We start from the raw sequence: 26,036 nt of genomic DNA on the forward strand, positions 1-26,036 counted from the left end.
GCGCTCGTAGACTGGGGGCATGCCTCCGATCGTGCACGGATTCGACTGGCCCGATCGCGTCGTCGTGGGGACCGTCGGCTCACCCGGCTCGCGCTCCTTCTACCTCCAGGCCAAGACCGGGCCCCGCGTAGTCAGCGTCGGCCTCGAGAAGCAGCAGTCGGCCCTCCTCGCCGAGAAGATCGACGAGATCCTCGACCAGCTGATGACCGCCCAGGGCAACCCGGTCAGCGTCCCCGCCGGCACTCCCCCGGAGCTCGTCGACAACGACCCGCTCGACCAGCCCGTGGAGCCCGAGTTCCGCGTCGGCGGTCTCAGCCTCGGCTGGGACCCGTCCACCGCGCAGATCGTGATCGAGGCCTACCCGCTGACCGAGGCGGAGGACGACTCCGAGGAGGAGCCCGAGCCCACCGAGATGCTGCAGGTGAAGATCCCGGTCGGCACGGCGCGCGCCTTCGCGAAGCGCACCCTCGAGGTCGTCGGCGCCGGACGTCCGCTCTGCCCCCGCTGCGGCGAGCCGATGGATCCCGACGGGCACGACTGCCCGCTCGCATGAGCGACCCGGGCGGGCTCGACGGCGAGCTGGAGCTGGCCGGCCGGATCACGATCGCCTCGAACGCGACGTTCCTCGCGCAGCTCGGCGAGACGTCCGTCGTCTACAAGCCGATCTCGGGCGAGAAGCCGCTGTGGGACTTCCCGGACGGCGTGCTCGCGGGCCGCGAGGTCGCCGCGTACCTCGTCTCGGAGGCGCTCGGCTGGAACGTGGTGCCGCGCACGTGGCTCCGCGACGGTCCGCTCGGGCCGGGCATGGTCCAGCTCTGGCAGGACATCGATCCGGACCAGGACGCGGTCGACCTGGTGCCCGCCGACGCCGTGCCCGACGGATGGCGGCACGTCCTCGACGGCAGCGACGAGGAGGACCGGGACATCTCCCTCGTGCACGAGGACTCGGCGGCGCTGCGCCGGATGGCCGTGTTCGACGTGGTCGCCAACAACGCGGACCGGAAGGGCGGGCACGTGCTCGCGCTGCCCGACGGCCACCGCTACGGGGTCGACCACGGCCTCACCTTCCACTCCGAGCACAAGCTGCGCACGGTCCTCTGGGGCTGGATCGGCGAACCGCTGCTCGAGGAGGAGCTGACGGCGCTGGCGCTCCTGCGCGCGCAGGTCGACGGACCGCTCGGCGAGGCGCTCTCGGAGCTGCTCACCGAGGACGAGGTCGCCGCGTTCGCGAAGCGCTGCGAGCGGCTCGGCTCCTTCGGCCGCTTCCCGGGCCCGCGGGGCGGGATGCCCGCGGTGCCCTGGCCGCTGTTCTGAGCCGGGCGCGGTCGGAGGTCAGGACGAACGCCGCAGGAGCGACGGGGACGCGCTGATCCTCAGCCGCGGGAGCGGATCCCTCCTGCCTCCTGAACCGCTCAGAAGCTCCAGCCGCGGCCGAACAGCTCCTCGCCCGGCGCTCCGCCGCCTCCCGGACCCGCGCCGCGAGCGCCGAGGTAGGAGGAGACGACGGCCGCTCCCAGGTCCTCCGCCTCCGGGTTCACCACCGAGCCGCCGACCCGGCGGGCGAGCGAGTCGATGAAGCGCGCGAGGCCCGAGTCGTCACCCAGGCGGAAGAACGTGGTGTGCGCGCCGAGGCGGAGCGACGCGTCGAGCTCGCGGACCGAGACGGCGACGGTCAGCGGGTCCGGCGGGTAGTCGAAGAAGACGCCGCCGTCGGGCTCGAGGTGCGCGGTCGGCTCGCCGTCGGTGACGATGAGCAGCACCGGCTGCGCGTTCGGGTGCTTGCGGAAGTGCCGGTTGGCCAGCAGCAGCGCGTGGTGCAGGTTCGTGCCCTTGTCCCATTCCGCGTCCAGGCCGACCAGCTGCTCGACGTCCATCACCTCGGCGCGTCGGCCGAAGGCGACGAGCTGCAGCGCGTCGTTGCGGAACCGGCTGCTGATCAGGGTGTGCAGGGCGAGCGCGGTGCGCTTCATCGGCACCCAGCGGCCGTCCATCGCCATCGAGAACGACGTGTCGACGAGGAGCGCGACGCAGGCCTGCGTCCGCGCCTCCGTCTCCTGCACCTCGACGTCGTCGATCCGGATGCGCACACCGGAGCCGACCGGTCGGCCCTCGCCGGCGGTGCGGGTGAGGGCGTTGGTCACCGTGCGGGGGATGTCCCAGGCCTCGGTGTCGCCGAACTCCCACGAGCGCGTCGCTCCGGAGCGCTCGCCCGCCGCGCCCGCGCGCCGGACGTCGCGGGCGCCCTGACGGCCGGAGACGGTCTCGGCGATGTCGCGCAGGAGCGCCTTCCCGAGCTGGCGCATGGCCTTCGGGCTGAGGGCGAGGCGGCCGTCGGAGCCGCGGCGCAGGGTCCCGGAGTCGCGCAGGGCCCGCTCCAGGCGCTTCAGCGTCTGCGCGTCGACCGAGGCGTCCTCGCCGAGGCGCTTCGCCAGCAGGTCGAGGTCGAGGTCGTCGAGGGAGGAGCGGTCCGTCTGCGCGAGCTGGTCGGCGAGGGCGTCGAGGTCGGCCAGCTCCTGGAACACGCCCGTCCCGTCGCCGAGGCCGAGCCCCTGCTCGCCGTCCATCCGCGCGGAGCCGCCCCAGTCCTCGCCGGGACGGAGCCCCCGCAGGGTCTCGTCGAGGCGGCCGAGGGACTGCATGAGCTCCGGCGTGCCGAAGGCCTCCTGGGCGAGGGCGTCGAGCTCGGCGCGCTGCTCGGCGGTCATCGAGTTGCGCATCCGCTGGGCCGCCGCCGCGCGGGCGGCGAGCGCGTCGATCAGCTCGTCCACCGATTCCGGGCCCTCGGGGAAGTACTCGCCGTGCTGCTCCATGAAGGCGTCGAACTGCTCGGGGGTGTCCTCGCCGCGCGCGTGCGCCTCGAGCAGCTCGTTCAGGTCGCGGAGCATCGCGTCGATCGCGGCGCGGTCCTCGTCGCTCGCGTTCTCGAGGGCCTGCTTCATCCCCTCGAAGCGCTGATCGAGCATCTCGCGGCCCAGGAGCTCGCGGATCCGCTCGAAGTCGGCGCGCGCCTCGGGGCTCTGCCAGCGGTAGTCGCGGAGCTCCGAGACGGCCGCGGCCGGCGAGGGCGGGAGGCTGTCGAGCTGGATCTCGGCGAGCGCGCGGTCGCCGTCGTCCATCTGCGTGTCGCGGGCGAGCTGCTTGCGCTCGGCGAGGACGGCCCTGTCGAGGAGCTCGCGGATCTCGCGGAGCGTGCCGTCGAGGTTGTTCCTCTGTGTGAGTTCGCGACGCCGCTCGGCGACGCGGGCGGCCAGGTCGTCCAGGCCCTCGCGGTCGCGGGTGCCCCGGCGGAGGAACTCGCGCAGGGCGCGCTCGGGCGAGGTGCCGCCCATCACGTCCTCGCCGATCGCGTCGAGGGCCTCCTTCAGGTCGACCGGAGGAGCGAGCGGATCGGGTCCCCCGTCGTACTTCGCGTAGCGCGCGTCGCGCTTCAGCCGCCGGTTGCCGCGCGGAGCATCAGCCATAGACGGCCTCGCCCCCGCCCGTCTCCTTGCTCAGCTTGCGCGAGAGGTAGAGGCCCTCGAGGGCGAGCTCGACCGCTCCGGCGCGGCGCCCCTCCCCCACGGCGTCGAGGCGCTCGGCGACCTCGTCGTACACGCGGGCCTCGCCCAGCAGCGGCAGGCCGGCCAGGAACTCGCGGGCGGTCACCTGCTCGCCGGTCGTGATCATCGCGCCGTTCTCGACCGCCTCGACGAGCGGCCCGAGGTCGACGCCGCGCAGGTGGGCGCGGACGGTCTCGGCGGTGGCCTGACGGAGCAGGTGGTCGAGGATCTCGTCCTCGCGGCCCTCCTCCCCCGACTCGAACTCGATCTTGCCGCCGAGCACGTCGACGGCGGTCTCGAGGTCGATGGGGCGGGCGACCGCCTCCTCCTCGCCGCGGCGGGTGGCGCGGTGCAGGGCGGCGGCGGCGATGGTCTCGGCGCCGGCGATGGCGAAGCGGGCGCTGACACCGCTGCGCTGGTCGACGTAGCTCGACTCGCGCAGGGCCCGCGTGAAGCGGGCGAGGATCTCGATGAGCGCATCGGGCACGGTCGCGACGAGGTCCGCCTCCTGACGGATGACGGCGACCTCGTCGACGAGGGCGGTCGGGTAGTGGGTGCGGATCTCGGCGCCGAAGCGGTCCTTCAGCGGCGTGATGATCCGGCCGCGGTTCGTGTAGTCCTCCGGGTTCGCGCTCGCGACGACGAGGACGTCGAGGGGGAGGCGGAGGACGTAGCCGCGGATCTGGATGTCGCGCTCCTCCATCACGTTGAGCATGGCGACCTGGATCCGCTCGGCGAGGTCCGGCAGCTCGTTGATCGCGACGATGCCGCGGTGGCTGCGCGGGATGAGGCCGAAGTGGATGGTCTCCGGGTCGCCCAGGCTGCGGCCCTCGGCCACCTTCATCGGGTCGACGTCGCCGATGAGGTCGGCGACGCTGGTGTCGGGCGTGGCCAGCTTCTCGACGTAGCGCTCCTCGCGGGGCTTCCAGGCGACGGGCAGGTCCTCGCCCAGCTCCTCCGCTCGGCGGCGGCTCTCCGTGGTGATCGGCTCGTAGGGGTGCTCGCCGAGCTCGGACCCCGCGATGACGGGCGTCCACTCGTCGAGCAGGCCGACGAGGGTGCGCAGGAGGCGGGTCTTGCCCTGGCCGCGCTCGCCCAGCAGGACGATGTCGTGGCCGGCGATGACGGCGCGCTCGACCTGCGGGATGACCGTCTCGGCGAAGCCGTGCAGGCCCGGCCAGGGGTCGCGGCCCTCGCGCAGAGCATCGAGCAGGTTGTCGCGGATCTCGGTGCGGAGGCTCTTCTGCACGTGCCCGGAGGCACGGAGCTGGCCGAGGGTCTGGGTCGTCGGGCGCATCACCTCGGCAACGCTACGCCGCAGGTCCGACACGTGGTGGAGGTGCGGCGGATTCGCGGCGCGGGCTTGCGCGGGGGCCGCGCCGCGGACGGCTCAGCGCTCGAGGCGAGGGGCGGCGGCGAGCAGGCGGCGCGTGTACTCCTCCTGCGGTACGGCGAGGAGCGACGTGGCCGGCCCCGCCTCGACGATCCGACCCTCGCGCATCACGGCGATGCGATCGCTCATGTGGGCGATCACGCCGAGGTCGTGCGAGATGAGGAGGAGGGCGAGGCCGTGACGGCGCTGCAGGTCGTCGAGCAGGTCGAGGATCTGCGCCTGCACCGACACGTCGAGGGCCGAGACGGGCTCGTCGCAGATCAGCACGTCGGGGCGCGTCGCCAGGGCCCGGGCGATCGAGACGCGCTGGCGCTGACCGCCGGAGAGGGTCCGCGGCGAGCGCCGCTCCAGGGCGGGGTCGAGCCCCACGCTCTCGAGCAGCGCGGGCACGGAGGCTGTGCCGGCGTCGCGGAGGAGGCGGCCGACGCTCCAGCGCGGGTCGAACGAGGAGAGGCTGTCCTGGTAGACGGCGCCGATCCGCGGGCGGCGGGGACGGCGGGAGCGCTCGGTCGCTGCCGACCACGGCTCGCCGAACAGCTCGACGGCGCCCGCGTCCGGACGCCGCAGCGCCAGCACGAGCCGGGCCACCGTGCTCTTGCCCGACCCGGACTCGCCGACGAGCCCCACGGTCTCGCCGCGCCGCAGCCGGAGGTCGACGTCGTCGACCGCGACCCTCACTCCTCCGCCGGGCAGCGGGAAGCGGGCGGCGAGTCCGCGGGCCGCGACCACGACCTCCCCGGGGGTCTCGGGCGGAGTCGCCGGTGCGGTCGGGTCGGTGAGCCGGGAGCCGCGCGGTCGCCCGGCGGGGACGGCGGCCACGAGCGCGCGGGCCTCGGGGCTGCGGGGCGCGCGCAGCACCTCGGCCGCGGTCCCCTCCTCCACCACGCGGCCGTCGGCCAGCACGAGGATGCGGTCGGCGAGGCCCGCCACCACCGCGAGGTCGTGCGAGACCAGGACGAGCGCCCGGCCGCGCGCCTTCTGCTCGGCGAAGAGCTCGAGCACGCGGGCCTGGACGGTGACGTCGAGCGCGGTGGTCGGCTCGTCGGCGACGAGCAGCGGCGGATCGAGCGCCACGGCCGCCGCGAGGAGGGCGCGCTGGCGGAGCCCGCCGGAGAGGTCGCCCGAGCGCTCCCGCATCCGCTCGGCCGGCTCCGGCATGCCGACGCTCGCCAGGGCCTCGACCGTCCGCTGCGCGCGCTCGGCCGCGGGGAGGCGGCCGTGGAGGCGGAGCACGTCGCCGATCTCGCGGCCGATCGGGCGCAGCGGGTCGAGCGAGAGCAGCGCGTCCTGCGGGACGAAGCCGACGGATCCGCCGCGCAGCCGCCGCAGCTCCCGCTCGCCCGCTCCGACCACCTCGGTACCGCCGACGCGGACGCTCCCGGTCACGGCGCCTCCGCTCAGCCCCAGCAGCGCTCGCGCGGTGACGCTCTTGCCGGACCCGGACTCGCCGACGATCGCGACGCACTCCCCCGGGTCCACGCGGAACGAGACCCCGTGCACCACCTCGACTCCGTCGAAGGCGACCCGGAGCCCCTCGACGACGACCGCGCTCACCGCGCACCCCGCAGACGCCCGCCGAGGATCGTCGTCGCGATCGTGGTCAGCACGATCGCCAGTCCTGGGAACACGGTCAGCCACCACGCGCTCGCGAGGTAGGTGCGGCCCGCCGAGAGCATCGCGCCCCACTCCGGCGCGGGCGGCTCGGCGCCCAGGCCCAGGTAGCTGAGGGCCGAGGCCCAGACGATCGCCTGGCCGACGCCGAGGGTCGCCAGCACGGCGAGCGGCCCGAAGGTGTTGGGGAGGACGTGCCGGACGAGGATGCGGACGGGTCCGTGCCCCAGCACGCGCGCCGCCTCGACGTAGCCGGAGTCGCGGATGCCGAGCAGCTGCGTGCGCAGGATGCGGGCGTACCCCGGCGCGGTCGAGAGGCCGACCGCGATGGTGGCGGGGACGACTCCGGGACCCGTGACCACGATCACGAGCAGCGCGAGCAGGAGCGCGGGGAAGGCGAAGAGCACCTCGAGTACGCGGCCGATCACGCCGTCGACGACGCGGCCGCCGAACGCCGCGACCACCCCGAGCACCGCGCCGAGGACGAGGCCGATCGCGGTGGCGCTGGCGCCGATCAGGAGGGATGCGCCGGCCCCCGCGATGAGGCGGCTGAGGACGTCGCGACCGGACTCGTCGGTGCCGAGCAGGTGCGCGGCACCCGGTGGGGTGAAGGCGTCGCGCGGGGCGACGGCGAGCGGATCGGAGGGGGCGAGCAGCCCGGGCGCGACGGCGGCGAGCAGGAGCAGCACGACGAAGAACGCGGCCAGCACCTCGCCGGCGCGGAGGCGGGAGGGACCCCGGCGGAGCGGGCGGGCGGCGCGCAGCTCGAGCTCGCTCACGCGACCGCCTCCCGCCGGGCCAGCCGCGGGTCGATCACGCGCGTCAGCAGATCGGTGGCGAGGGTCACGACGATGTACGCCAGCGCCGTGACCAGCACGACACCCGTCACCACCGGCACGTCACGGACGGTCACCGCCGCGAGCAGAGTCCGGCCGAGCCCCGGCCTCGCGAAGATCGTCTCGACCACCACGGCCCCGCCGATCAGGTAGCCGAACGCCCAGCCCGAGAGCGAGACCCCTGGCAGCACCGCGTGGCGCAGCGCGTGGCGGGCGCGGACGCCGAGCTCGCCCTCGCCGCGCGCCCGAGCGGCGAGCACGAACGGCGACTCCAGCGCGTCGAGGAGGGAGCGGCGCATCACCTGGCCGAGGAAGCCCGCCAGCGGGATCGCGAGGGTGAGCGTCGGCAGCACCAGCCCGACGGGCGACCCTGTGCTGACCGGGGGCAGCCAGCGCAGCGCGGTCGCGAAGACGGCGATCAGCACGGTCGCCAGCCAGAAGTGCGGGAGCGCGGCTGCCGTGAGCTCGAGGCCGGACCCGACCGCGGCGGCGAGGCGGCCGCCCTGGGTCGACCAGAGGGCGGTCGCGAGCGCCAGGATCCATGCGGCGGTGAGCGCGAGCACGGCGAGCAGGAGGGTGCCGGGCAGCTGCTCGCCGAGGATCTGCGCGACGGGAGTGCGCAGGGAGTAGGAGGTGCCGAGGTCGCCGCGCGCGAGCCTGCCGAGCTGCACCAGGTACTGCACGAGGAGCGGCTGGTCGAGGCCGTACTGCTCCCGCACCGCGGCGAGCGCCTCGGGCGACGCCTGCGAGCCCGGACCGCCGAGGATCGCCTGCGCCGGATCGCCGGGGACGAGGCGGATGAGGACGAAGACGGCGGTCGCGACGGCCCACAGCACCACGAGGGCGCCGCCGAGGCGGAGGAGCACGCGGCGGATCATGCGGGCGGGCGTCCTCTCTGGTCGGGGCGGTGGAGGGGGGCGTCGTCGAGGTCCCTTCCCTCCGGAGCACGCGATGCGCGACCGACGGCGGCTACTCGACCAGCATGGAGGACGGATCCCTGCTGATCGAGCAGCCCGCGGAGCGGGCGCATCGAGATCTGCCCATCCCGATCGCGGGGTCTCGGTGCGCCGCCGCGGCGGCTACTCGACCGCCATGCGTCCGCTCATCGATCGGTGCAGGCGGCTCTGCGGAGCCGGGTCAGACCCAGGCGTCGGCGAACCAGGGGGTCGACACGGTGTCGAGGGCGACGAGGCCCTGGACGGCCGACCGGTGCAGGTAGTGGTTCTGCTGGTCGTAGAGCGGCAGGATCCAGTAGCCCTCGAGGACGATCCGCTGGGCCTGCTCGTACAGGTCGGCGCGGGCGTCCTCGTCGGTCGTGGCGCTCGCCTGCTCGAGCAGCGAGTCGAGCGCGGGGTCGGCGATCTGCGCGTGGTTGGCGAAGTAGCCGCTCGGCGCGGGGGTGATGCCCGAGGAGGAGTAGAGGATCCGCAGCACGTCGGGTCCGACCTTCGTGTACGGGGCGCTCACCAGCTCGTACTCGTTCGACGCGAGCGCGGTGTACCAGCTCGACAGGTCGAGCAGGCTGATCCGCACGTCGAAGCCGAGGGTCTTCGCCGAGGCCTGGATCTGCTCGAACAGCGACTGCTCGGCCGGGATCGACTGGTTGGTGCTGACGGGGAAGCGCAGCGTCAGCGGCGTGCCGTCCTTCTCGCGGATGCCGTCGCCGTCCGAGTCCACCCAGCCGGCCTTCTCGAGCAGGTCCTCGGCGGCGGCCGTCTCGGAGTCGGACCCGGCGTCCTCGAAGAGCGACGGGTCGGAGTACGCGGTCGCCTCGCGGCTGGACAGCGGGGAGTAGGAGCGCTCGGCGGTGCCGAAGAAGAGCGAGTCGATCGCGTCGTTCACGCCGACGCCGCGGACGAACGCCTCGCGGACGGACTCGTCGTCGAACGGCGCCTGGCCGGAGTTGAGCTCGAGGCGGTTGACCGAGCCGGGCCGGGGCGCGTCGAGCTCGACGAGGTCCGTGGCTCCGGTCGCGGCCTTCAGAGTGTCGGGCTGGGCGTTGTCGAGCACGTCGACCTCGCCCGACTGCAGCGCCGCGTAGCGGGTGGCGGAGTCGGGGATGAAGCGCCAGGTGATGCTCGCCAGGTGCGCGGGGCCCTCGTGGCCGTCCCCGGTCGGGCCGGTCGACGCGTCGTAGGCCTCATTGCGGGTGAGGGTCACGTGGTCCTGCTTGACCCACTCCGAGACGGTGAAGGGGCCGGTGCCGACGGGCGCCTCGCAGTTGGCCGCCTCGCCGCGGGCGATGCCGGCGGGCGACTCGATCGCGGTCCACGGCTGCGCGAGCGACTCGAGCAGCGCACTGTCCGGCGCGGTCAGGGTGAAGCGGGCGACGGTCGGCGAGACCGCGGTGACGGAGGCGACCTTCGCCACGGCGAGGTAGCCGGTGGAGGACTTGGTCGCCGGGTCCTGCAGGTGCGCGATGTTCGAGGCGACCGCCTCCGCGTCGAGGGCGGTGCCGTCGGTGAAGGTCACACCCTCGCGCAGGGTGAAGTCGTAGCTGAGCGCGTCGTCCGAGACGGTCCACGACTCGGCCAGCCACGGCGTGATGGTGCCGTCGGCGTCGCGCGAGACGAGCGACTCGAGCACCTGCGTCGCGAGGAGCGCCTGCGGGTAGTTGCCGCCGACGTGCGGGTCGAGGCAGGTGGGCTCGGCGTCGCCGGACGCGTAGGTCAGGGTCCCGCCGTCGACGGGGGTGCTGGAGGCGTCGGACGTCTCGGCGGTGCAGCCGCTGAGCAGGAGCGCGGCGGCCGCGACGGCGGCGGGGAGGGCGAGGAGGCGGGAGCGCAGCGGCATGACGTCTTTCGTGGAGGGGTCGGGGGTGCACGCGTTTCTTGGACGCGACCCAGGAAACGCTAGCAGGGCGTGGAGGCGGCGGGCGGGGATCGCTCGGATCCGTGGAGGACCGCCCGGATCCCGCGCTGGGGAGGGACGAATCGCGCTGGCGGAGATCCCCGACGCGCCTGTCGGTGGGGATCGGCCTCCGCTCTCCTACTGTCGACGCATGACCTCCGCCGTGCTCGCCCTCCTGTTCGGCTCCGCCGTCGCCCTCGTGGGCCTCGTGCCCTGGGCCGCCCTGCAGTACCGGCGCCGCGGCGTCCTCGGGATCGGCAACGCGGTGCTGGCCTTCGCCGCTGTGGTCTACGCGCTCGCCCTCGTCACCTACACGCTCCTCCCCCTGCCCGACGAGGCGACGGTCGCCGCCGCCTGCCGCACCGGATCGGGTCCGCAGCTGCGCCTGTTCGCCTTCGTCGGCGACATCGCGAAGGAGGGCGGGATCGACGGGCCCCGCGCGCTGCTGACGAACCCCGCGTCCGCGCAGGTGCTCCTGAACGTGGTCTTCTTCGTCCCCCTCGGGATGCTCGTCCGCCACCTCGCTCTGCGCGGGCGCCTCGTCGCCGGGCTGATCGGCGGCACCGTCGTCGGCTTCGCCGTCTCGCTCCTCATCGAGGTCACGCAGCTCACGGGCGACTGGTTCCTCTACCCGTGCGCCTACCGGCTCTTCGACGTCGACGACCTGCTGGCCAACACGGCCGGCGCCCTGCTCGGCACCCTCCTCTCCCCCGTCCTCCTCCTCTTCACCCGCCGGACCGAGGGCGCGGTGCCGGAGCTGGCCCGCCCGGTCACGATCCGCCGCCGCGCGTTCGGCATGTTCTGCGACGTTCTCGCGCTGAGCCTCATCACGGGCACGCTCGTCTCGATCACCGGGGTCGGCCTCGTGCTCGCGGGGGTGGACACGCGCTCGAGCCCCGGGGACGTGGTTGTCGGAGCCCTGCCGTTCGTCGCTCCGCTGCTCCAGCTGGTGATCGTGCTGCGGTCCGGACGGACCCTCGGCGAGACGGTGGTGCGCCTGCGTCCCGAGCCGCGACCGCTCCTCTGGCAGCGGCTCGTGCGCTGGGCGGCGGGATCGGGCGGCTGGTCGACCCTGCTCGCCGTCGAGGGCGGGTTCTGGTCGCTGCTCGCCTTCGTCCTCGCGGCGGCCGCGATGATCGGCCTGGTCGCGACACGGGGCCGCCGAGGGACGGCGAACGCGCTGGCTCGCCTCGACGTCGTGGACGAGCGGGCGGCGGCGCCGTCCGCCGTCCGGAAGACGGACTGAGAGGAGCCTGCCGGACGCCCGGGCGAGCCTCCGATCAGACCGCCGCGCGGAGCCCCTCGACCAGGTCGTGCTGCGCCTCGCGGCCGGCCCGCGTGGGCACGAGCGGGTACACGTGGACCTGCCCGACGGCCTCGTGGAGCTCGAACGGGACCCCGGCGGCCGCCGCCCGCTCGGCCAGCACGTGGGCGTCCGGATTGAGGACGTCACGCGTGCCCGTGAAGACGGTGAGGGGGCCGAGGCCCGCCAGGTCGCCGAACAGCGGGCTGACCACGGGATCGAGCAGGTCGAGGGCGCCGCGCCAGCTCTCGGCGAGGACGCGACCGCCCGGGGTGCCGAGCCAGGGATCGGTCGGCTGCACCTCGGGGATCCGCGGGTTGCTCCAGGAGAGGTCGAGCGCGGGCGAGACGAGGGTCGTGCGCGGCAGGACCACCCCCTCGTCGCGCAGGGCGAGGGCCGTCGAGAGGGCGATCTGGCCGCCCGCAGAGTCGCCGGCGAGGCAGGTCGCCCCGTGCCGCTCCAGACTCCGCAGCACCAGGGCGCGGACACCATCGCGCGCCTCGAGCGCCGTGCCGAAGGGCACGAGCGGGTAGATCGGGAGGGTCACCGCGACGGAGGCCTCGTCGGCGATGCGGGCGGCGAGCCACCAGTGCTGGGGCGCGATCTCGTTCACCCAGCCGCCGCCGTGGACGTAGACGACGCCGCCGCGGATCACCCGCGGGCGGATCGTGTAGACCGTCCAGGAGCCGACCTGCTCCACGTCGACGCGCACGCCGGGCCGGAGGCGGGGCGGCGGGCCGTAGGAGGCGGGACGGAGCGCACGCTCCCGGATGCGGCGACGGGCTCCCTCCGCGCTGACGAAGGTGCGGTTCGCACGGGCGAGCCGGAGCGCGAGCGGGACGAGGGCATCGGGGACGACGAGCGGCATCGCCCGAGCATCGCGCACCCCGGTGCGCAGCGGCTGGGCGGCGACGGACTGCGCGGCTGCGGACTCTGCGGCGACGGCCTCGGCAGCCACCGACGCGACAGCCACGGACTCCGCCGCTGATCCGCGGAGGTCGGAGGACGCGGCGCGGGCTCCGCGGACGGAGCGTCGGAACCCGCGGACGCCGCGTCGGAGACCGCGGTCGACGCCCGGGCACCCCGCGGACAGCACGACGGCCCGGCCCGTGGAGGGAGCCGGGCCGGGGCCGCCGGTCAGCGTGGTGCCTGCACGCCCGCGGAGCGCGGGTCGGCAGCGACCTCGCTGTCGCCGTGCGCTGCGGGTCAGCGGCGCGCGGCGGAGCGGCCGGCGAAGCGGGTGTAGACGAGCAGGACGATGATCGCTCCGATGATCGAGCCGATGATGCCGGCGGGCTGGAAGAAGCCGTCCATCGGGTCGTGCTGGAAGATCAGGAAGCCGAGGAAGCCGCCGACGAACGAGCCGACGATGCCGAGCACGATGGTCATGCCGATGCTGATGCTCTGCTTCCCGGGCACGATGAGGCGGGCCAGCGCTCCTGCGATGAGTCCGACGACGATGAGGCTGATGATGAGACCGAGCATGGCGGTCGTCCTTCCGTTGTGCGGGCGGGGGCCCGCTGATCGGTTCCGCGGTTGCGGGACCGGTGGCTACGCAACCACCCCGGAGGAGGCGGCGGTACACCCCTGGGGGTGTGCTCGCCCCGACGAGCCGTGCGGTAGCGTCCGACCATGACCCGCCGTGCGCCCCTCACCGTCGCGCTCGTCGACGACTACGACGTCGTCCTCACGGGCCTCGCGCACATGTTCGACCACTACCGCGACCGGGTGGTCGTCGCCGAGATCGACGCGAACGCCTCCCTCTCCGACCGGATCGACGTCGTCCTCTACGACTCGTTCGCCCAGCCGGAGTCGGACCACCACGAGATCGCGGAGCTGGTGCGCAACGAGCGGGCCGAGCACGTGGTCGTCTACACCTGGAACTTCGCGCCGACGCTCGTCGCGGACGCCCTCGAGCAGGGCGTCCACGGCTACCTCTCCAAGACCCTGCCGGCGCGGGAGCTGGTGGCCGCGCTCGAGCGGGTGGCGGCGGGCGAGGTCGTCGTCAGCGATCCTCCGCGGCGGGCGGGCAGCGCACCGGGCCTCGACTGGCCGGGCCGCCACGAGGGCATCACCGACCGGGAGTCGGAGATCCTCGCGCTCATCACGCAGGGCAAGAGCAACGCCGACGTCGCCGCGCTCACCTACCTCAGCCCCAACACGGTGAAGTCCTACATCCGCAGCGTCTACGGCAAGATCGGCGCGACCAGCCGCACGCAGGCCGTCCTCTGGGGCGTCGACCACGGCTTCACCCCGGACCACCACCGCATCGACCACTGGCTCGGCGGCCCCTGACCCGCGCCCGCGGGACGCCGCTCCGGTACGCGACCCGCCGACGAACGCGCACCCGGGAGGCGTCTCGCGGGAGGGGGCGGGGTCGCACGCACCGCTACGGTGTGGCCATGCCCCTCGACCGCGCGCCGACCATCCGCGACGTCGCGGTGCGGGCCGGAGTGTCGTACCAGACGGTCTCGCGCGTGCTCAACGACAGCCCCCAGCTGCGGCCGCGCACCCGGGAGCGCGTGCTCGCCGCGATCGAGGACCTCGGCTTCCGCCCCAGCGCCGCCGCTCGCGCCCTGGCGACGAGCCGCTCCGGCCTGATCGGGATCCTCGCCGCCGAGAGCCACAGCTTCTACGGCACCGCCACCGCGATGGCCGCGATCGAGCAGGCGGCGCGCGACGCGGGCTACCGGGTCCCGGTCGTGAACGCGGCGCCGGACGCGGAGTCGCTGGCCGACGGCCTCGCCCACCTGCAGCGGGAGTCGGTGGAGGCGATCGTGGTCCTCGCCCCGCAGGAGCGCGCGCTGGAGGCGATCGAGAGCCTCGCGATCGGCGTCCCCTCGGTGACGCTCGGCGCGACGGACCGCGGCGCCGACTCCCTGCTCCTCGTCGACCAGGCGGCCGGAGCGCGACTGGCCACCGAGCACCTCGTCGGCCTCGGCCACACCCGCATCGCGCACCTCGCCGGTCCGCAGCACTGGGTGGAGGCGCAGGCGCGGCTCGAGGGCTTCGGCGCCGGGATGAGCGCGGCCGGCCTCGACCCTGTCGCCGTCGTGGAGGGCGACTGGAGCGCCGAGTCCGGCTACCGCGCCGGCCTCCGCCTCCTCGACTCCTCGCCCCGGCCGACCGCGGTGTTCGCCGGCAACGACCAGATGGCCCTCGGACTCCTGCACGCCTGCACCGAGCGGGGACTGCGCGTGCCCGAGGACCTCAGCGTCGTCGGCTTCGACGACGTGCCCGAGGCGGCGCACTACCAGCCGCCGCTGACGACCATCCGCCAGGACTTCGCGGAGGTCGGCCGCCGCACGATCGGGGTCGTGCTCGCGGAGCTGCGCGGCGAGGAGCCCGCCGTCGACCGCCCGGTGCCGCCGGTGCTGGTGGAGCGGGCGTCGACGGCTCAGGCCTGAGCAGCACCGGCCCCCGCCTCACCCCGCGTGCGGCAGCAGCACCTCCACGCGCCCCTCGCGCACCCGCGTCTCGAACCGCGGCTGCGGCGAGGTGGCCGGCCCCCGCAGCACCTCGCCGGTCTCGAGCGAGAAGGCGCTGCCGTGCCACGGGCAGGCGACGCACGCCTCCCCCGAGCCGTCCGCCGAGACCTCGCCCTCGTCGAGCGGGCCCGAGAGGTGGCTGCAGACGTTCGAGAGCACGTCGATCCGCTCGCCCCGCCGGAAGGCGAGCAGGGGGAGGCCCGCGACCTCCCTCCTCACCGGCGTGCGCTCCGGCAGGTCCGCCAGGGCGCCGAGCTCCTGCCAGCCCGAGGGGAAGCGGTGCGGCACGTCCTCCGCGTGGTTCGCCCCCGCCGCCTGCCGGTAGCTGAGGTGGCCGCCCAGGTAGCCGCCGCCCGAGACGACGGCGAGCCCGAGCATCCCGAGCACCTTCCCGCTCGTGGTGCGCCCGCGGCGGCGCTGCACCCACGACGCGGCGTAGAGGCCCGTCGCGACCACGTTGGCCGCCGAGTGCACCAGCCCGACGCGGGTCTGCTGCTCGTGCAGCTCCGACCAGTCGGTGAAGCCGGAGGCGGCGGTCGGCAGGACGCTGATCACGCCGACGCCGACGAGGGTCCGCGCCGCCCGCTGGTTCCCCGGCAGCAGGTCGAGCACCGCCGCCGACACCCAGGCGCCGGTGGGCACGAGGACGAGCAGCGGATGGACGGGGTGGCCGACCGGGACGCCGTGCAGCACGTCCCGCACCGGCTGCGGCCGGACCACGGCGTTCACGGCCCGCTTCACCCGGCCGACGAGCGGATCGAGGGCGGCGGCGTTCTCGAGGCGGGTGACGAGTCTGACGAGTCTGATCTCACGCATGCCTCATGCGACCAAGCGGGCGGCCCCGGCGGAAGGGGCTTGCGGCGGAGGAGGAGCAGTCGGACCCCGTCGGGCGGCCCCTCGCTTGCCGACCCCGAGCCGTTTCGCCTACGCTGACCCGGGGCTTTGTGAACGGTCACATCGCCCGAGCGAGGAGCATGATGGACCAGCGCAGGCCCACCCCCGCCGACGTGATCACGAGCGGCGCCACCGCCCTCGGCATCGAGCTCGGCTCCACCCGGATCAAGGCGTGCCTGGTCGACGCGGCCGACCCGTCCGTGGTCCTGGCCGTCGGCAGCCACGAGTGGGAGAACCAGTTCGTCGACCGCCGCTGGACCTACTCCCTCGACGCCGTCCACGCGGGCCTCCAGGCCGCCTACGCGGACCTCGTCGCCGACGCCTCGTCGCGACACGGCGTGCAGCTCTCCTCCGTCGGGGCGCTCGGCGTCTCGGCGATGATGCACGGCTACCTCCCCTTCGATGCGGACGGCGGGCTGCTCGTCCCCTTCCGCACCTGGCGCAACACCAGCACCGGGCCCGCGTCGGCCGAGCTCACCGAGCTGTTCGGCGCCAACATCCCCCTGCGCTGGTCGCTCGCGCACCTGCACCAGGCGGTCCTCGACTCCGAGCCGCACGTCGAGCGGATCGACTTCCTCACCACCCTCGCCGGATACGTGCACTGGCGCCTCACCGGCGAGAAGGTCCTCGGAGTCGGCGACGCCTCCGGCATGGTCCCGACCGACCCGGCGACCCGCGACTACGACCAGCGCGTCGTCGACCTCTACGACGAGCGCGCGGCCGGCGCCGTGAAGCCGCTGCGCGAGCTGCTGCCCGCCGTGCTCCCCGCGGGCGCCGACGCCGGCTCGCTCACCGCCGAGGGCGCGCTTCTGCTCGACCCCACCGGCTCCCTCCGGCCCGGCGCCCCGGCCTGCCCGCCCGAGGGCGACGCCGGCACCGGCATGGTGGCGACCAACTCCGTCGCCCCGCGCACCGGCAACGTCAGCGCCGGCACCAGCATCTTCGCCATGGTCGTCCTCGAGGGCCCGCTCGAGAGCGTGCACCACGAGCTCGACCTCGTCGCGACCCCCGCCGGCGACCTCGTCGCGATGGTCCACTGCAACAACGGAGCCAGCGAGCTCGCCGGCTGGGTCGGCCTGTTCTCGCGGTTCGCCGCCGCGTCCGGCGGACCCTCCGACAGCGACGCCGTCTACGGCACCCTCTTCGCCGAGGCGCTCGAGGGCGAGGCGGACGCGGGCGGACTGCTCGCCTACAACCACCTCGCGGGCGAGCCGATCGCCGGGCTCGTCGAGGGCCGCCCGCTCGTCGTGCGCACCCCCGACTCGCGCCTCACGCTCGCCAACTTCATGCGCGCGCAGCTCTACGGCGTGTTCGGCACCCTGGCGCTGGGCATGCGCGTCCTCGCGGGCGAGGGCGTCCGGATCGACGAGATGTTCGCGCACGGAGGCATGTTCCGCACCGCAGGGGTCGCCCAGCGCTTCCTCGCCGGCGCGCTCGACGCCCCCGTCTCGGTCGCCGCGACCGCCTCCGAGGGCGGCCCGTGGGGCATGGCGGTGCTCGCCGCCTACCGCCTGCAGAGCGGCGTCGCGCTCGACGCGTACCTCACCGATCAGGTCTTCGGCGACTCCGGCTTCGAGACCGTCGCCCCCGACGCGGACGACGTCGCCGGCTTCTCCGCCTACCTCGAGCGCTACCGCGCCGGCCTCGCCGTCGAGCAGACCGCCGTCGAGACCCTCACCGACCCGCAGAACCAGGGAGCCACCGCATGACCACCCAGACCCCCGCCGTCGAGGAGGCGATCGCCCGCGTCCGCGAGGACGTCGCGCGGCTGCACTCCGAGCTCGTCCGCTACGGCCTCGTCATCTGGACCGGCGGCAACATCTCGGGCCGCGTGCCCGGCGCCGACCTCTTCGTGATCAAGCCCAGCGGCGTCTCCTACGACGACCTCGCGCCCGAGAACATGATCCTCTGCGACCTCGACGGCAACGTCGTCCCCGGCACCCCCGGCAGCGACCGCAGCCCCTCCAGCGACACCGCGGCGCACGCCTACGTGTACCGCGAGATGCCCGAGGTCGGCGGAGTCGTGCACACGCACTCCACCTATGCGACCGCGTGGGCGGCCCGCGCCGAGTCGATCCCCTGCGTCATCACCGCGATGGCCGACGAGTTCGGCGGGGAGATCCCCATCGGCCCGTTCGCGATCATCGGCGACGACTCCATCGGCCGCGGCATCGTCGCGACCCTCAGCGGCCACCGCTCGCGCGCGGTCCTGATGCAGAACCACGGCGTCTTCACCATCGGCAAGGACGCGAAGGACGCCGTCAAGGCGGCCGTCATGGCCGAGGACGTCGCCCGCACCGTGCACCTCGCGCGCCAGGGCGGCGAGCTCGTCCCCATCCCGCAGGAGTCGATCGACGCCCTGTTCGACCGCTACCAGAACGTCTACGGACAGAACCCCACCGGAGCCATCGCATGAGCGTGTACCAGAGCATCATCCCCGACCTCGCCACCCGCACCGTCTGGTTCCTGACCGGCAGCCAGGACCTCTACGGCGAGGACACCCTCCGCCAGGTCGCCGAGCAGTCGCAGGCCGTCGTCGCGCAGCTGAACGAGGCGGGCGCGATCCCCGTGACCGTCGAGTGGAAGCCGGTGCTGAAGAGCTCCGACGCCATCCGCCGCACCATGATCGAGGCGAACTCCGACGACTCCGTGGTGGGCGTCATCACCTGGATGCACACCTTCAGCCCCTCGAAGATGTGGATCCACGGCTTCGACGCGCTCGCCAAGCCGCTGCTGCACTTCCACACCCAGGCGAACGTCGCCCTGCCGTGGCAGGACATCGACTTCGACTTCATGAACCTCAACCAGGCCGCGCACGGCGACCGCGAGCACGGCTACATCCTCAGCCGGATGAGCGTGCCCCGGAAGACCGTCGTCGGCCACGCGAGCGACGCCCGCGTCACCGAGGCCATCGGCACCTGGTCGCGCGCGGCCGCCGGCTGGTCCGCCTCGCAGAGCATGAAGGTCGCCCGTTTCGGCGACAACATGCGCAACGTCGCCGTCACCGAGGGCGACAAGACCGAGGCCGAGATCCGCCTCGGCGTCAGCGTCAACACCTGGGGCGTGAACGAGCTCGTCGAGCGCGTCGACGCCGCCACCTCCGAGCAGATCGACGCCCTCGTCGCCGAGTACCTCGAGAGCTACGACGTGGTCCCCGAGCTGCTCCCCGGCGGCGAGCGCCACGAGTCGCTCCGCTACGGCGCCGCGGTCGAGATCGGCCTGCGCTCGTTCCTGGAGGAGGGCGGCTTCGAGGCGTTCACCGACAGCTTCGAGGACCTCGGCGGGCTCCGCCAGCTCCCCGGACTCGCCGTGCAGCGCCTCATGGCCGACGGCTACGGCTTCGGCGGAGAGGGCGACTGGAAGACGGCCGTCCTCATCCGCATCGCCGCCGTCATGGGCGCCGGCCTCCCCGGCGGCACCAGCCTGATGGAGGACTACACCTACGACATGACGCCCGGCGAGGAGCTCATCCTCGGCGCGCACATGCTCGAGGTGTCGCCGTCCCTGTCGTCGAAGCGCGCCTCGCTCGAGATCCACCCGCTGGGCATCGGCGGCCGCGAGGACCCGGTGCGCCTGGTCTTCACCGCCGACGCCGGCCCCGCCGTGGTGGTCGCCCTGAGCGACGTCCGCGAGCGCTTCCGCCTGGTCGCGAACAAGGTCCAGAACGTCGAGCCGCCCCAGACGCTGCCGCACCTGCCCGTCGGCCGCGCCGTCTGGCAGCCGGCCCCGGACTTCGGCACCAGCGCCGCCGCCTGGATCACCGCCGGTGCCGCGCACCACACGGTGATGACGACGCAGATCGGCCTGGAGGCGTGGGAGGACTTCGCCCGCATCGCCGGCGTCGAGCTCCTGGTGATCGACGAGTCGACCACCCTCCGCGGCTTCGAGTCCGACATCCGCTCGAACGCGGCGTACTACCGCCTCTCCCAGGGCCTGTAGATCCTGCGAGGCCGGACGGCCGGCTCCCTGCGGGGGGCCGGCCGTTCCGTCGTTCCCGGCGAGCCGCCGGGTCGGGGCGGGGGGCCCGCCGCCGAGACCGACCTGGATCACGTCCGCGATCGAGGGCGGATCGCCCGCTCCGGCCCGTTCGGCGCCCGCTGCAGCGTCCCGGCCCCGGTTGCGGACGCGCTCGCAGCACGACGGAGGCAGGGAGGCCCGGACGGCCCTCGCGGGCAGTCGGTCCTTCCGGCCTCCGGGATGCAGGCGTGCGGCGGGCGGTCAGTCGCGCGAGGTCGAGAACGCCGCGTCGAAGGCGTCGGCCGGCGGCGTGATCGCGTTGAGCTTCCGCACGAAGGCCAGGGCCTCGGGGGCGCCGTCGAGGCGGTCCATGCCGGCGTCCTCCCACTCGACGCTGGTCGGGCCGGTGTAGCCGATCGCGTTGAGCGCGCGGAACACCGGCTCCCACGGGACGGCGCCGTGCCCGGTCGAGACGAAGGTCCACCCGCGGCGCGGGTTCGCCCACGGCAGGTGCGAGCCGAGGACGCCGTTGCGGCCGTCGAGGTTGGTGACCGACTCCTTCACGTGAACGTGGAAGATGTGGTCGGCGAAGTCGAGCACGAACGCGACGCTGTCGAGCTGCTGCCAGACGAAGTGCGACGGGTCGAAGTTGAAGCCGAACGAGGCGCGGTGGCCGATCGCCTCGAGGGTGCGCTTGGCGGTCCAGTAGTCGTAGGCGATCTCGCTCGGGTGCACCTCGAGCGCGTAGCGGACGCCGACCTCCTCGAAGACGTCGAGGATCGGATTCCAGCGGTCGGCGAAGTCCTGGTAGCCGGCGGCGATCCACTCGTCGGAGGCGGGCGGGAACATGGCCACGCCCTTCCAGATCGACGAGCCGGAGAAGCCGTTGACCTGCGTCACGCCGAGCGCGGCGGCGAAGCGGGCGGTGTCCTTGAGGTCCTGGGCGGCGCGCTGCCGGACGCCCTCGGGGTCGCCGTCGCCCCAGACGCGGTCGCTGAGGATGTCGCGGTGGCGCTCGTCGATCGGGTCGTCGCAGACCGCCTGGCCGGTGAGGTGGTTCGAGATCGCGAAGACCTGGAGGCCGTTGCGCTCGAGGATGTCCTTCCGGCTCTGCACGTACTCCGCGTCGTCCCAGCGCGCCACGTCGATGTGGTCGCCCCAGCAGGCGATCTCGAGGCCGTCGTAGCCCCACTCCCCCGCGAGGCGCGCCACCTCCTCGAAGGGGAGGTCCGCCCACTGGCCGGTGAAGAGGGTGATCGGTCGCGTCATCGCGGATTCCTAACTCTCGACTCCCGCGCGCCGTCGCACCGGGAGAGGTAATTTGAGGGTTCACGCAACATATCAGGCACTCCCGCGAGCCCGAAAGGAACCGATCATCGCCCCGATCGCCGGCGCACTGTCGCGCACGCCCACCCTCGTCACCGCCACTGCGGCCCCGACCTGGGAGGAGGGCCTGATCGTCGGCAGCGGCCGCGTCGGCGCCGTGGTGCACGGCCCGGCCGACGCGCTCACCGTCTCGCTGGCGCACGAGCGCTACTTCCTCCCCGTCAATGCGCGGCCCGCCGCCCCGGACCTCGCTCCGGTGCGGGACGAGCTGCGGAGCGCCCTGCTGACCGGGGACGCCGATGCGGCGAGCCACCTGCTCGAGCACGGGGCGCGGGCGAGCGGCTACGACGGCGGCCTGATCTGGACCGATCCGCTCGGGCTGTGCGCGACGCTGTCGATCCGCACGGCCGGCGGGGTCGCGTCGAGCCGGCGCCTGCTCGACCCGCTGCTGGGCGAGGTCGCGGTCGAGTGGACCGACCTCGACGGCGGGCGGCACGCGGTGCGACTGATCGCTCCGCACGGGGGCGAGAGCGTCCGGCTGCGGGTGGAGTCGGAGCGCGACGGCGAGAGCACGGTCGAGCTCGGGCTGGGCGCCGGGGACGCGACCTCGTTCGACACGGGCGTGCCGGACGCGTCGGCCGTGGTCGAGGCGACGGTCGAGGGCGGTGCGGTCGGGCGACTGCTGGCCGTCGCCGGGACCGGGAGCGCCGAGACCGGGGGCGAGCGGATCCGCGCGACGGTCACCGCGGCGACCGGGGCGCCGTGGGACGTGGAGGGCGTCGTGACCCGCTCGACGGTGCCGGTCGCGGCGGGGGCGGGCGCGCTCCTCCGCGTCAATCTGTCGCTGGCGGGCGACGAGCCGGGGGGCCGGGAGCGTGCGGGCGGCGAGCCGACGGGCGGCGACGCCTCGTGGGCGGAGCTGCGCGAGGCCCAGCGCCACGGGCACGGCCGGCTGGTCGGCGCCTCCTCCCTCGATCTCGCCGGAGCCTCCTCCGCGGTGCTCACCGAGGGCCTCTGGGAGGAGGCCCGCGCCGGCGACGAGGGCGCGCGCCGCCGCGTCGTCGAGCTCGCGTACCTCAGCGGCCGCGCGAACATCGTCGCGTCGACCGGCGAGCTGCCGCCGACGCTGCAGGGCGTCTGGCAGGGCACCTGGCGGCCGGCCTGGTCGGCCGACTACACGCTGAACGGCAACGTGCAGAACGGCGCGATGGCGGGGATGATCCCGACCGGCACGCCCGAGCTGGCGCTGTCGATCCTGGAGCTGGTGCTGCCGCACCTCGACGACTACCGCGAGAACGCGCGCCTCGTCTACGGGGCGGAGGGGATGCTCCTGCCGTCGCGGATGTCGACGCACGGCCGCGCCGACCACTTCGCGGCGAGCTTCCCGCACCTGTTCTGGACCGGCTGCGGCGGCTGGGTGCTGCGCCTCGCCGCCGACGCCGTCGCCGCCACGGGAGACCGCGGCATCGTCGACGACCGGCTGTGGGAGCTGGCCGAGGGCGTGCTGCGCTTCGCCGAGACCGGGACGACCGTGGTCGACGGGGTGCGCCGGATCGTCCCCTCCTACTCCCCCGAGAACACACCGGGTGGTGCGCGCTCGCCGATAGCGGTCGATGCGACGATCGACGTCGCCGTGCTGCGGGACGCCGCGCGGGCGACGGCGCTGCTCGGCCGGGCCCGCGGCGACGACTCGCTCGACGAGCGCTGGGCGCGGGTGGTCGCGGAGCTGCCGGAGTACCGGGTCGCCGAGGACGGCACGCTGGCGGAGTGGATCGACCCGCGGTTCGCGGAGGAGATCGCGCACCGGCACGCGTCGCAGCTGTACCCGCTCTGGTACGCGGGCGACGCGGCCTTCGAGGGCCCCGGCGCCTCCGCGGTGCGGATGCGGGCCGCCGCGGCGGCGACGGTGGCGGCGAAGATCGCGTGGCGGGCCGAGGCGCCGACCGCTCCTCCCGGGCGGATGGAGATGGCGTTCGGGCTGGTGCAGGTGGGCGTCGCGGCGGCGGCGCTGGGTGACGGGGAGGCGGCGCTGACCTGCGCGGAGTGGCTCGCGGTCGAGCACTGGTCACCGACGCTGACGACCCTGCACGACGCGGGGCGGATCTTCAACCTCGACGCCAGTGGCGGACTGCCGGGGCTCGTGGCGGCGATGCTGCTGGGATCGGATGACGAGACGCTGACGGTGCTGCCGGCACTGCCGTCCGCGTGGGCGCGGGGTGCCGTGACGGGGCTGCGCGCGCGCGGCGGGGTGGTCGTGGACCGGCTGGAGTGGTCGCCGGGGCGGGCGACGCTGTGGGTGCGGCGGGTGCCGAGCGCGGAGTGGCTGGCACCGGCGGGCGGGACGCGGGTGCGCACGCTGCGCGACGCGGTGCTGCGCGTCGACGGGCGCGAGGTGTCGGGCGGGCTGGAGCTCGGTGCGGAGGCGGTGCGCGTCGACGTGGAGTGGCGCGGCTGAGGGCGCTGCGGAGGGTCCGGCTGCGGCACGCGGAACGAGCTCCGGTCCGCCGACGGAGGCGGAGCAGCGCACCGGGTGTCGTCCCCGCAGGCCGGCGGACCCGCCGTGTGGCCGCGTCGACGTGAGAACGAGACGCGAGCAGGATGCGGTGGGGGTCGGGTCAGCTCCGCGAGTGCCCGTAGCGGTCGTAGACGCGATTGCGGGCCGCCCGCTCGGCGGCGGGCAGGCGCTGCGCGTCGGCGATCTCGTAGACGCCGAAGGTGTCGCGCAGGCGCGAGGCCGGGTCGACCTCGACGAAGGTGCACCAGGGCAGCCAGTGGTGGTGGCTGCCCAGGGTCTGGGTCGCGAAGTCGCCGCTCTCGTGGCCGAGGCCGGGCATCGCGTAGCCGATGCTGCCGTCGACGTCGGTCGACTGGCGGGTGTTGCGGTGCAGGAACTCGGCGAAATCGAGGTAGTGCTCGTCGCCCGTTATCAGGTGCAGTCGGTAGTAGCTGTACGAGCAGGCCGCCATGTAGACGTCGGCGCCGCCGCCGAGGGTGATGATGCTCTGTCCGCTGATCGAGTACCGGTTGAAGGGATGCGCCCAGGGCGCGCGGACCGGGAAGGACCACGCGTAGGTCCAGGTCTCCGTGTAGTCGGCGGCGCGGACGGCGCCCTCCAGCCAGCGCGGCTCCTCCGTCAGGTCGTACAGCGCGAGGAAGCCGAACAGCCCGTAGATGCCCGCCTCCTTGTCCTGGATGTCGGCGCTGTCGCAGGTGCCGCCGCGGTACTCCAGCGTGCGGTGGATGTTCGCGAACGACCACTCGCCGGCGCGCACGGCGGACGCGCGGTAGCGCCCCTCCCCCGTCACGAGGTGCAGCTGCACGAGGAAGCGGATCACGCTCGGGGTGTTCGAGCGCGAGTCCATCCGCACCGAGCCGTCGGCGTTGTAGGCGCGGTGGAAGCTGCCGTCGGCGTCCTGCACCTCAAGCAGCCAGTCGGCGGTCCGCCGGCAGAACTCGAGCCAGAGCGGGCGCTCGTCGCCGAGGTCGCGCAGGTGCAGGTAGGCGTCGAGGATCGCCTCGACGCCGTCGGCGAGCATCCGCAGGTAGTGCGGGTACGGCTCGAAGCCGCCGAGCGAGGGGTTGAAGCACATCCGCGGCGGGCCCGACTCGGGCAGCGCGGTCCGCGCCCAGAAGTCGACGATGCCGACGCCCTGCTCGAACGCCTCCGGCACGCCCTCGCGGTCGCCATAGCGCAGCAGCTGGTAGCCGATGCCCGGCTGCTGCCCGACGAAGCCGAACTGGAAGGAGACGCTCGAGACGTCGAGGTCCGGCAGCTGACAGGCGAACGGCAGGCCCCAGGAGTCGCCGTAGCGGCGGGTGAGCCGCTGGAGGATCGCCATGCCGTGGTGGAAGTGCCGCTCGTTGTCGACCTCGAACAGGTCGTCGCGGAGCCGGGCGTAGGTGCTGCGCCAGGTGGCGCGCATCATCGTTGCGAAGTCGTCGTACCGACCGAGGTCGACCGCGACGGCGTAGCGCTGGCGGAAGCCGACCTCGACCGGGTGGTTCACCCGCTGCAGGGCCTTCGGGGCGGCGTCGTAGTCGAGGCCGGAGTAGGGGTTGTCGATCGTGCGCTCGCCGTCGGCGCCCGGGTGGACGTAGTCGATCGACAGGCCCGCGGGCGGCACGTCGAGCGGGGTCCGCACGCCGAAGCCGTAGTAGAGGTAGTTCAGCGTCGTGCCCTGCGGGCGGCTCAGGCCGATCGAGCCGACGGTGCACTCCGGGTCGGTGAAGTTCTCCGAGCGGACCACGTCCAGGCGCGGCAGCGTCGCGTCGGCCGCCCAGCGCGAGAGCGCCACGGTCTCGCCGGTCGCGAGGCTCTGCGCGGCGAACAGCGGCAGCGCGTAGTGCGTCTCGGTGCGCCAGAAGTACTCGCTGCCGGGGTCGCGGCCCATCGCGTCCGCGGGCCCGAAGGCGTTGTCGCGGTACCAGGCGCCGGGGGCGAAGCACTCGTAGTCGCGGAGGTCGTCGGACCCGGTCAGCCCGAGCGAGACGGCGGTGGAGAAGCCGAGGTCACCGCCGGCCGCCAGCACCTCGACGTCGCGGTGCACGGAGAAGCCGTCGCCCGCGACGCGCCAGACGTCGGTGACGGCGAAGGCCGACCCGGAGCGGACGGTGATCGTCCCGCTCGCGGTGATCGCCCCCTCCGACAGCGAGACGTCATCGTAGGGCGCGCCGGAGTACTCGCTGATCGCGGCGACGGTCTTGACCGTGACGCGCAGCGGCCGGTCGTTCGCATAGAGGACGCGCTCGCCCGCGAGCACCTCGAGGCCGCCCGCCTCGACGCGGAGGGTGTAGTCGCCGGAGCGCAGTTCCACGGTGGTCCCTTCCCGGAGGGTCATC

General features: G+C 74.1%; 20 protein-coding genes. 9 read left to right on the top strand and 11 right to left on the bottom strand.

Features of this window, described 5'->3' with window-relative positions; genetic code table 11:
- The first annotated feature begins 19 nt into the window (after nt 1–19).
- Nucleotides 20–553, top strand: coding sequence for a DUF3090 domain-containing protein (locus C5C63_RS08800; protein ID WP_104225051.1), 534 nt, complete (start codon nt 20–22; stop codon nt 551–553).
- Nucleotides 550–1,314 carry an SCO1664 family protein gene (locus C5C63_RS08805; RefSeq protein ID WP_104325876.1) on the top strand — a complete coding sequence of 255 codons (765 nt, stop codon included), beginning with the start codon at nt 550–552 and terminating at the stop codon, nt 1,312–1,314. The genes C5C63_RS08800 and C5C63_RS08805 overlap by 4 nt, the downstream gene beginning before the upstream one ends.
- Nucleotides 1,315–1,412: 98 nt before the next feature.
- Here the strand turns inward: C5C63_RS08805 and C5C63_RS08810 are convergent, their stop codons facing one another.
- From C5C63_RS08810 to C5C63_RS08835, 6 genes are all read right to left on the bottom strand, one after another.
- Nucleotides 1,413–3,461 carry a VWA domain-containing protein gene (locus tag C5C63_RS08810; protein ID WP_104325877.1) on the bottom strand — a complete coding sequence of 683 codons (2,049 nt, stop codon included), beginning with the start codon at nt 3,459–3,461 and terminating at the stop codon, nt 1,413–1,415.
- Nucleotides 3,454–4,836, bottom strand: a complete 1,383-nt coding sequence (locus C5C63_RS08815) for a magnesium chelatase (RefSeq protein ID WP_104325878.1) — start codon at nt 4,834–4,836, stop codon at nt 3,454–3,456. Before C5C63_RS08815 ends, C5C63_RS08810 begins: the two co-directional genes overlap by 8 nt.
- Before the next feature lie 93 nt (nt 4,837–4,929).
- On the bottom strand, nt 4,930–6,486 hold the full coding sequence (locus C5C63_RS08820; protein WP_104325879.1) for an ABC transporter ATP-binding protein: 1,557 nt from the start codon (nt 6,484–6,486) through the stop codon (nt 4,930–4,932).
- Nucleotides 6,483–7,322 carry an ABC transporter permease gene (locus tag C5C63_RS08825; RefSeq protein ID WP_104295976.1) on the bottom strand — a complete coding sequence of 280 codons (840 nt, stop codon included), beginning with the start codon at nt 7,320–7,322 and terminating at the stop codon, nt 6,483–6,485. The genes C5C63_RS08820 and C5C63_RS08825 overlap by 4 nt, the downstream gene beginning before the upstream one ends.
- Nucleotides 7,319–8,257 (bottom strand): ABC transporter permease, encoded by a 939-nt coding sequence (locus tag C5C63_RS08830; RefSeq protein WP_104325880.1) that lies wholly within the window; start codon nt 8,255–8,257, stop codon nt 7,319–7,321. The genes C5C63_RS08825 and C5C63_RS08830 overlap by 4 nt, the downstream gene beginning before the upstream one ends.
- A gap of 259 nt (nt 8,258–8,516) precedes the next feature.
- Nucleotides 8,517–10,172 (bottom strand): ABC transporter substrate-binding protein, encoded by a 1,656-nt coding sequence (locus C5C63_RS08835; RefSeq protein WP_104317136.1) that lies wholly within the window; start codon nt 10,170–10,172, stop codon nt 8,517–8,519.
- Nucleotides 10,173–10,380: 208 nt separating this feature from the next.
- Between C5C63_RS08835 and C5C63_RS08840 the strand changes: the two genes are divergently transcribed.
- A complete protein-coding gene (locus tag C5C63_RS08840; RefSeq protein WP_181110584.1) occupies nt 10,381–11,475 on the top strand; it encodes a VanZ family protein in 1,095 nt (364 codons plus the stop codon).
- 34 nt (nt 11,476–11,509) lie between these two features.
- Here C5C63_RS08840 and C5C63_RS08845 read toward each other — a convergent pair whose 3' ends face one another.
- Entirely contained in the window at nt 11,510–12,505 is a 996-nt protein-coding gene (locus tag C5C63_RS08845) for an alpha/beta hydrolase (RefSeq protein ID WP_258065420.1), read from the bottom strand.
- A 233-nt stretch (nt 12,506–12,738) separates the two neighbouring features.
- Nucleotides 12,739–13,017, bottom strand: a complete 279-nt coding sequence (locus C5C63_RS08850; RefSeq protein WP_104225042.1) for a GlsB/YeaQ/YmgE family stress response membrane protein — start codon at nt 13,015–13,017, stop codon at nt 12,739–12,741.
- A gap of 147 nt (nt 13,018–13,164) precedes the next feature.
- Here C5C63_RS08850 and C5C63_RS08855 point away from each other — a divergent pair, with 147 nt between their 5' ends.
- Together C5C63_RS08855 and C5C63_RS08860 are read left to right on the top strand one after the other, a co-directional pair.
- On the top strand, nt 13,165–13,827 hold the full coding sequence (locus C5C63_RS08855) for a response regulator transcription factor (protein ID WP_104325882.1): 663 nt from the start codon (nt 13,165–13,167) through the stop codon (nt 13,825–13,827).
- 107 nt (nt 13,828–13,934) lie between these two features.
- Nucleotides 13,935–14,939, top strand: coding sequence for a LacI family DNA-binding transcriptional regulator (locus C5C63_RS08860; protein ID WP_104225040.1), 1,005 nt, complete (start codon nt 13,935–13,937; stop codon nt 14,937–14,939).
- Between the two features lie 18 nt (nt 14,940–14,957).
- Here the strand turns inward: C5C63_RS08860 and C5C63_RS08865 are convergent, their stop codons facing one another.
- A complete protein-coding gene (locus C5C63_RS08865; RefSeq protein WP_104226053.1) occupies nt 14,958–15,836 on the bottom strand; it encodes a Rieske 2Fe-2S domain-containing protein in 879 nt (292 codons plus the stop codon).
- 161 nt (nt 15,837–15,997) lie between these two features.
- Here C5C63_RS08865 and C5C63_RS08870 point away from each other — a divergent pair, with 161 nt between their 5' ends.
- The 3 genes from C5C63_RS08870 to araA are packed head-to-tail and all read left to right on the top strand — an operon-like array spanning nt 15,998 to nt 19,853.
- Nucleotides 15,998–17,623 carry a xylulokinase gene (locus tag C5C63_RS08870; RefSeq protein ID WP_104248018.1) on the top strand — a complete coding sequence of 542 codons (1,626 nt, stop codon included), beginning with the start codon at nt 15,998–16,000 and terminating at the stop codon, nt 17,621–17,623.
- Nucleotides 17,620–18,330, top strand: a complete 711-nt coding sequence (locus tag C5C63_RS08875; protein ID WP_104224687.1) for an L-ribulose-5-phosphate 4-epimerase — start codon at nt 17,620–17,622, stop codon at nt 18,328–18,330. Before C5C63_RS08870 ends, C5C63_RS08875 begins: the two co-directional genes overlap by 4 nt.
- Nucleotides 18,327–19,853, top strand: coding sequence for an L-arabinose isomerase (gene araA, locus C5C63_RS08880; RefSeq protein WP_104249666.1), 1,527 nt, complete (start codon nt 18,327–18,329; stop codon nt 19,851–19,853). The genes C5C63_RS08875 and araA overlap by 4 nt, the downstream gene beginning before the upstream one ends.
- Nucleotides 19,854–20,132: 279 nt before the next feature.
- Here the strand turns inward: araA and C5C63_RS08885 are convergent, their stop codons facing one another.
- Nucleotides 20,133–21,140 (bottom strand): sugar phosphate isomerase/epimerase, encoded by a 1,008-nt coding sequence (locus tag C5C63_RS08885; protein ID WP_104226056.1) that lies wholly within the window; start codon nt 21,138–21,140, stop codon nt 20,133–20,135.
- 52 nt (nt 21,141–21,192) lie between these two features.
- On the opposite strand from C5C63_RS08885, the gene C5C63_RS08890 reads away from it, so the two are divergent.
- On the top strand, nt 21,193–23,652 hold the full coding sequence (locus C5C63_RS08890; RefSeq protein WP_104325883.1) for a glycoside hydrolase family 95-like protein: 2,460 nt from the start codon (nt 21,193–21,195) through the stop codon (nt 23,650–23,652).
- 160 nt (nt 23,653–23,812) lie between these two features.
- Here the strand turns inward: C5C63_RS08890 and C5C63_RS08895 are convergent, their stop codons facing one another.
- On the bottom strand, nt 23,813–26,035 hold the full coding sequence (locus C5C63_RS08895) for a hypothetical protein (protein ID WP_219815286.1): 2,223 nt from the start codon (nt 26,033–26,035) through the stop codon (nt 23,813–23,815).
- Between the last annotated feature and the right edge of the window lies 1 nt (nt 26,036).

Origin of the sequence: Rathayibacter sp. AY1B8, from assembly GCF_002932775.1 — a bacterium.
Lineage (GTDB): Bacteria > Actinomycetota > Actinomycetes > Actinomycetales > Microbacteriaceae > Rathayibacter.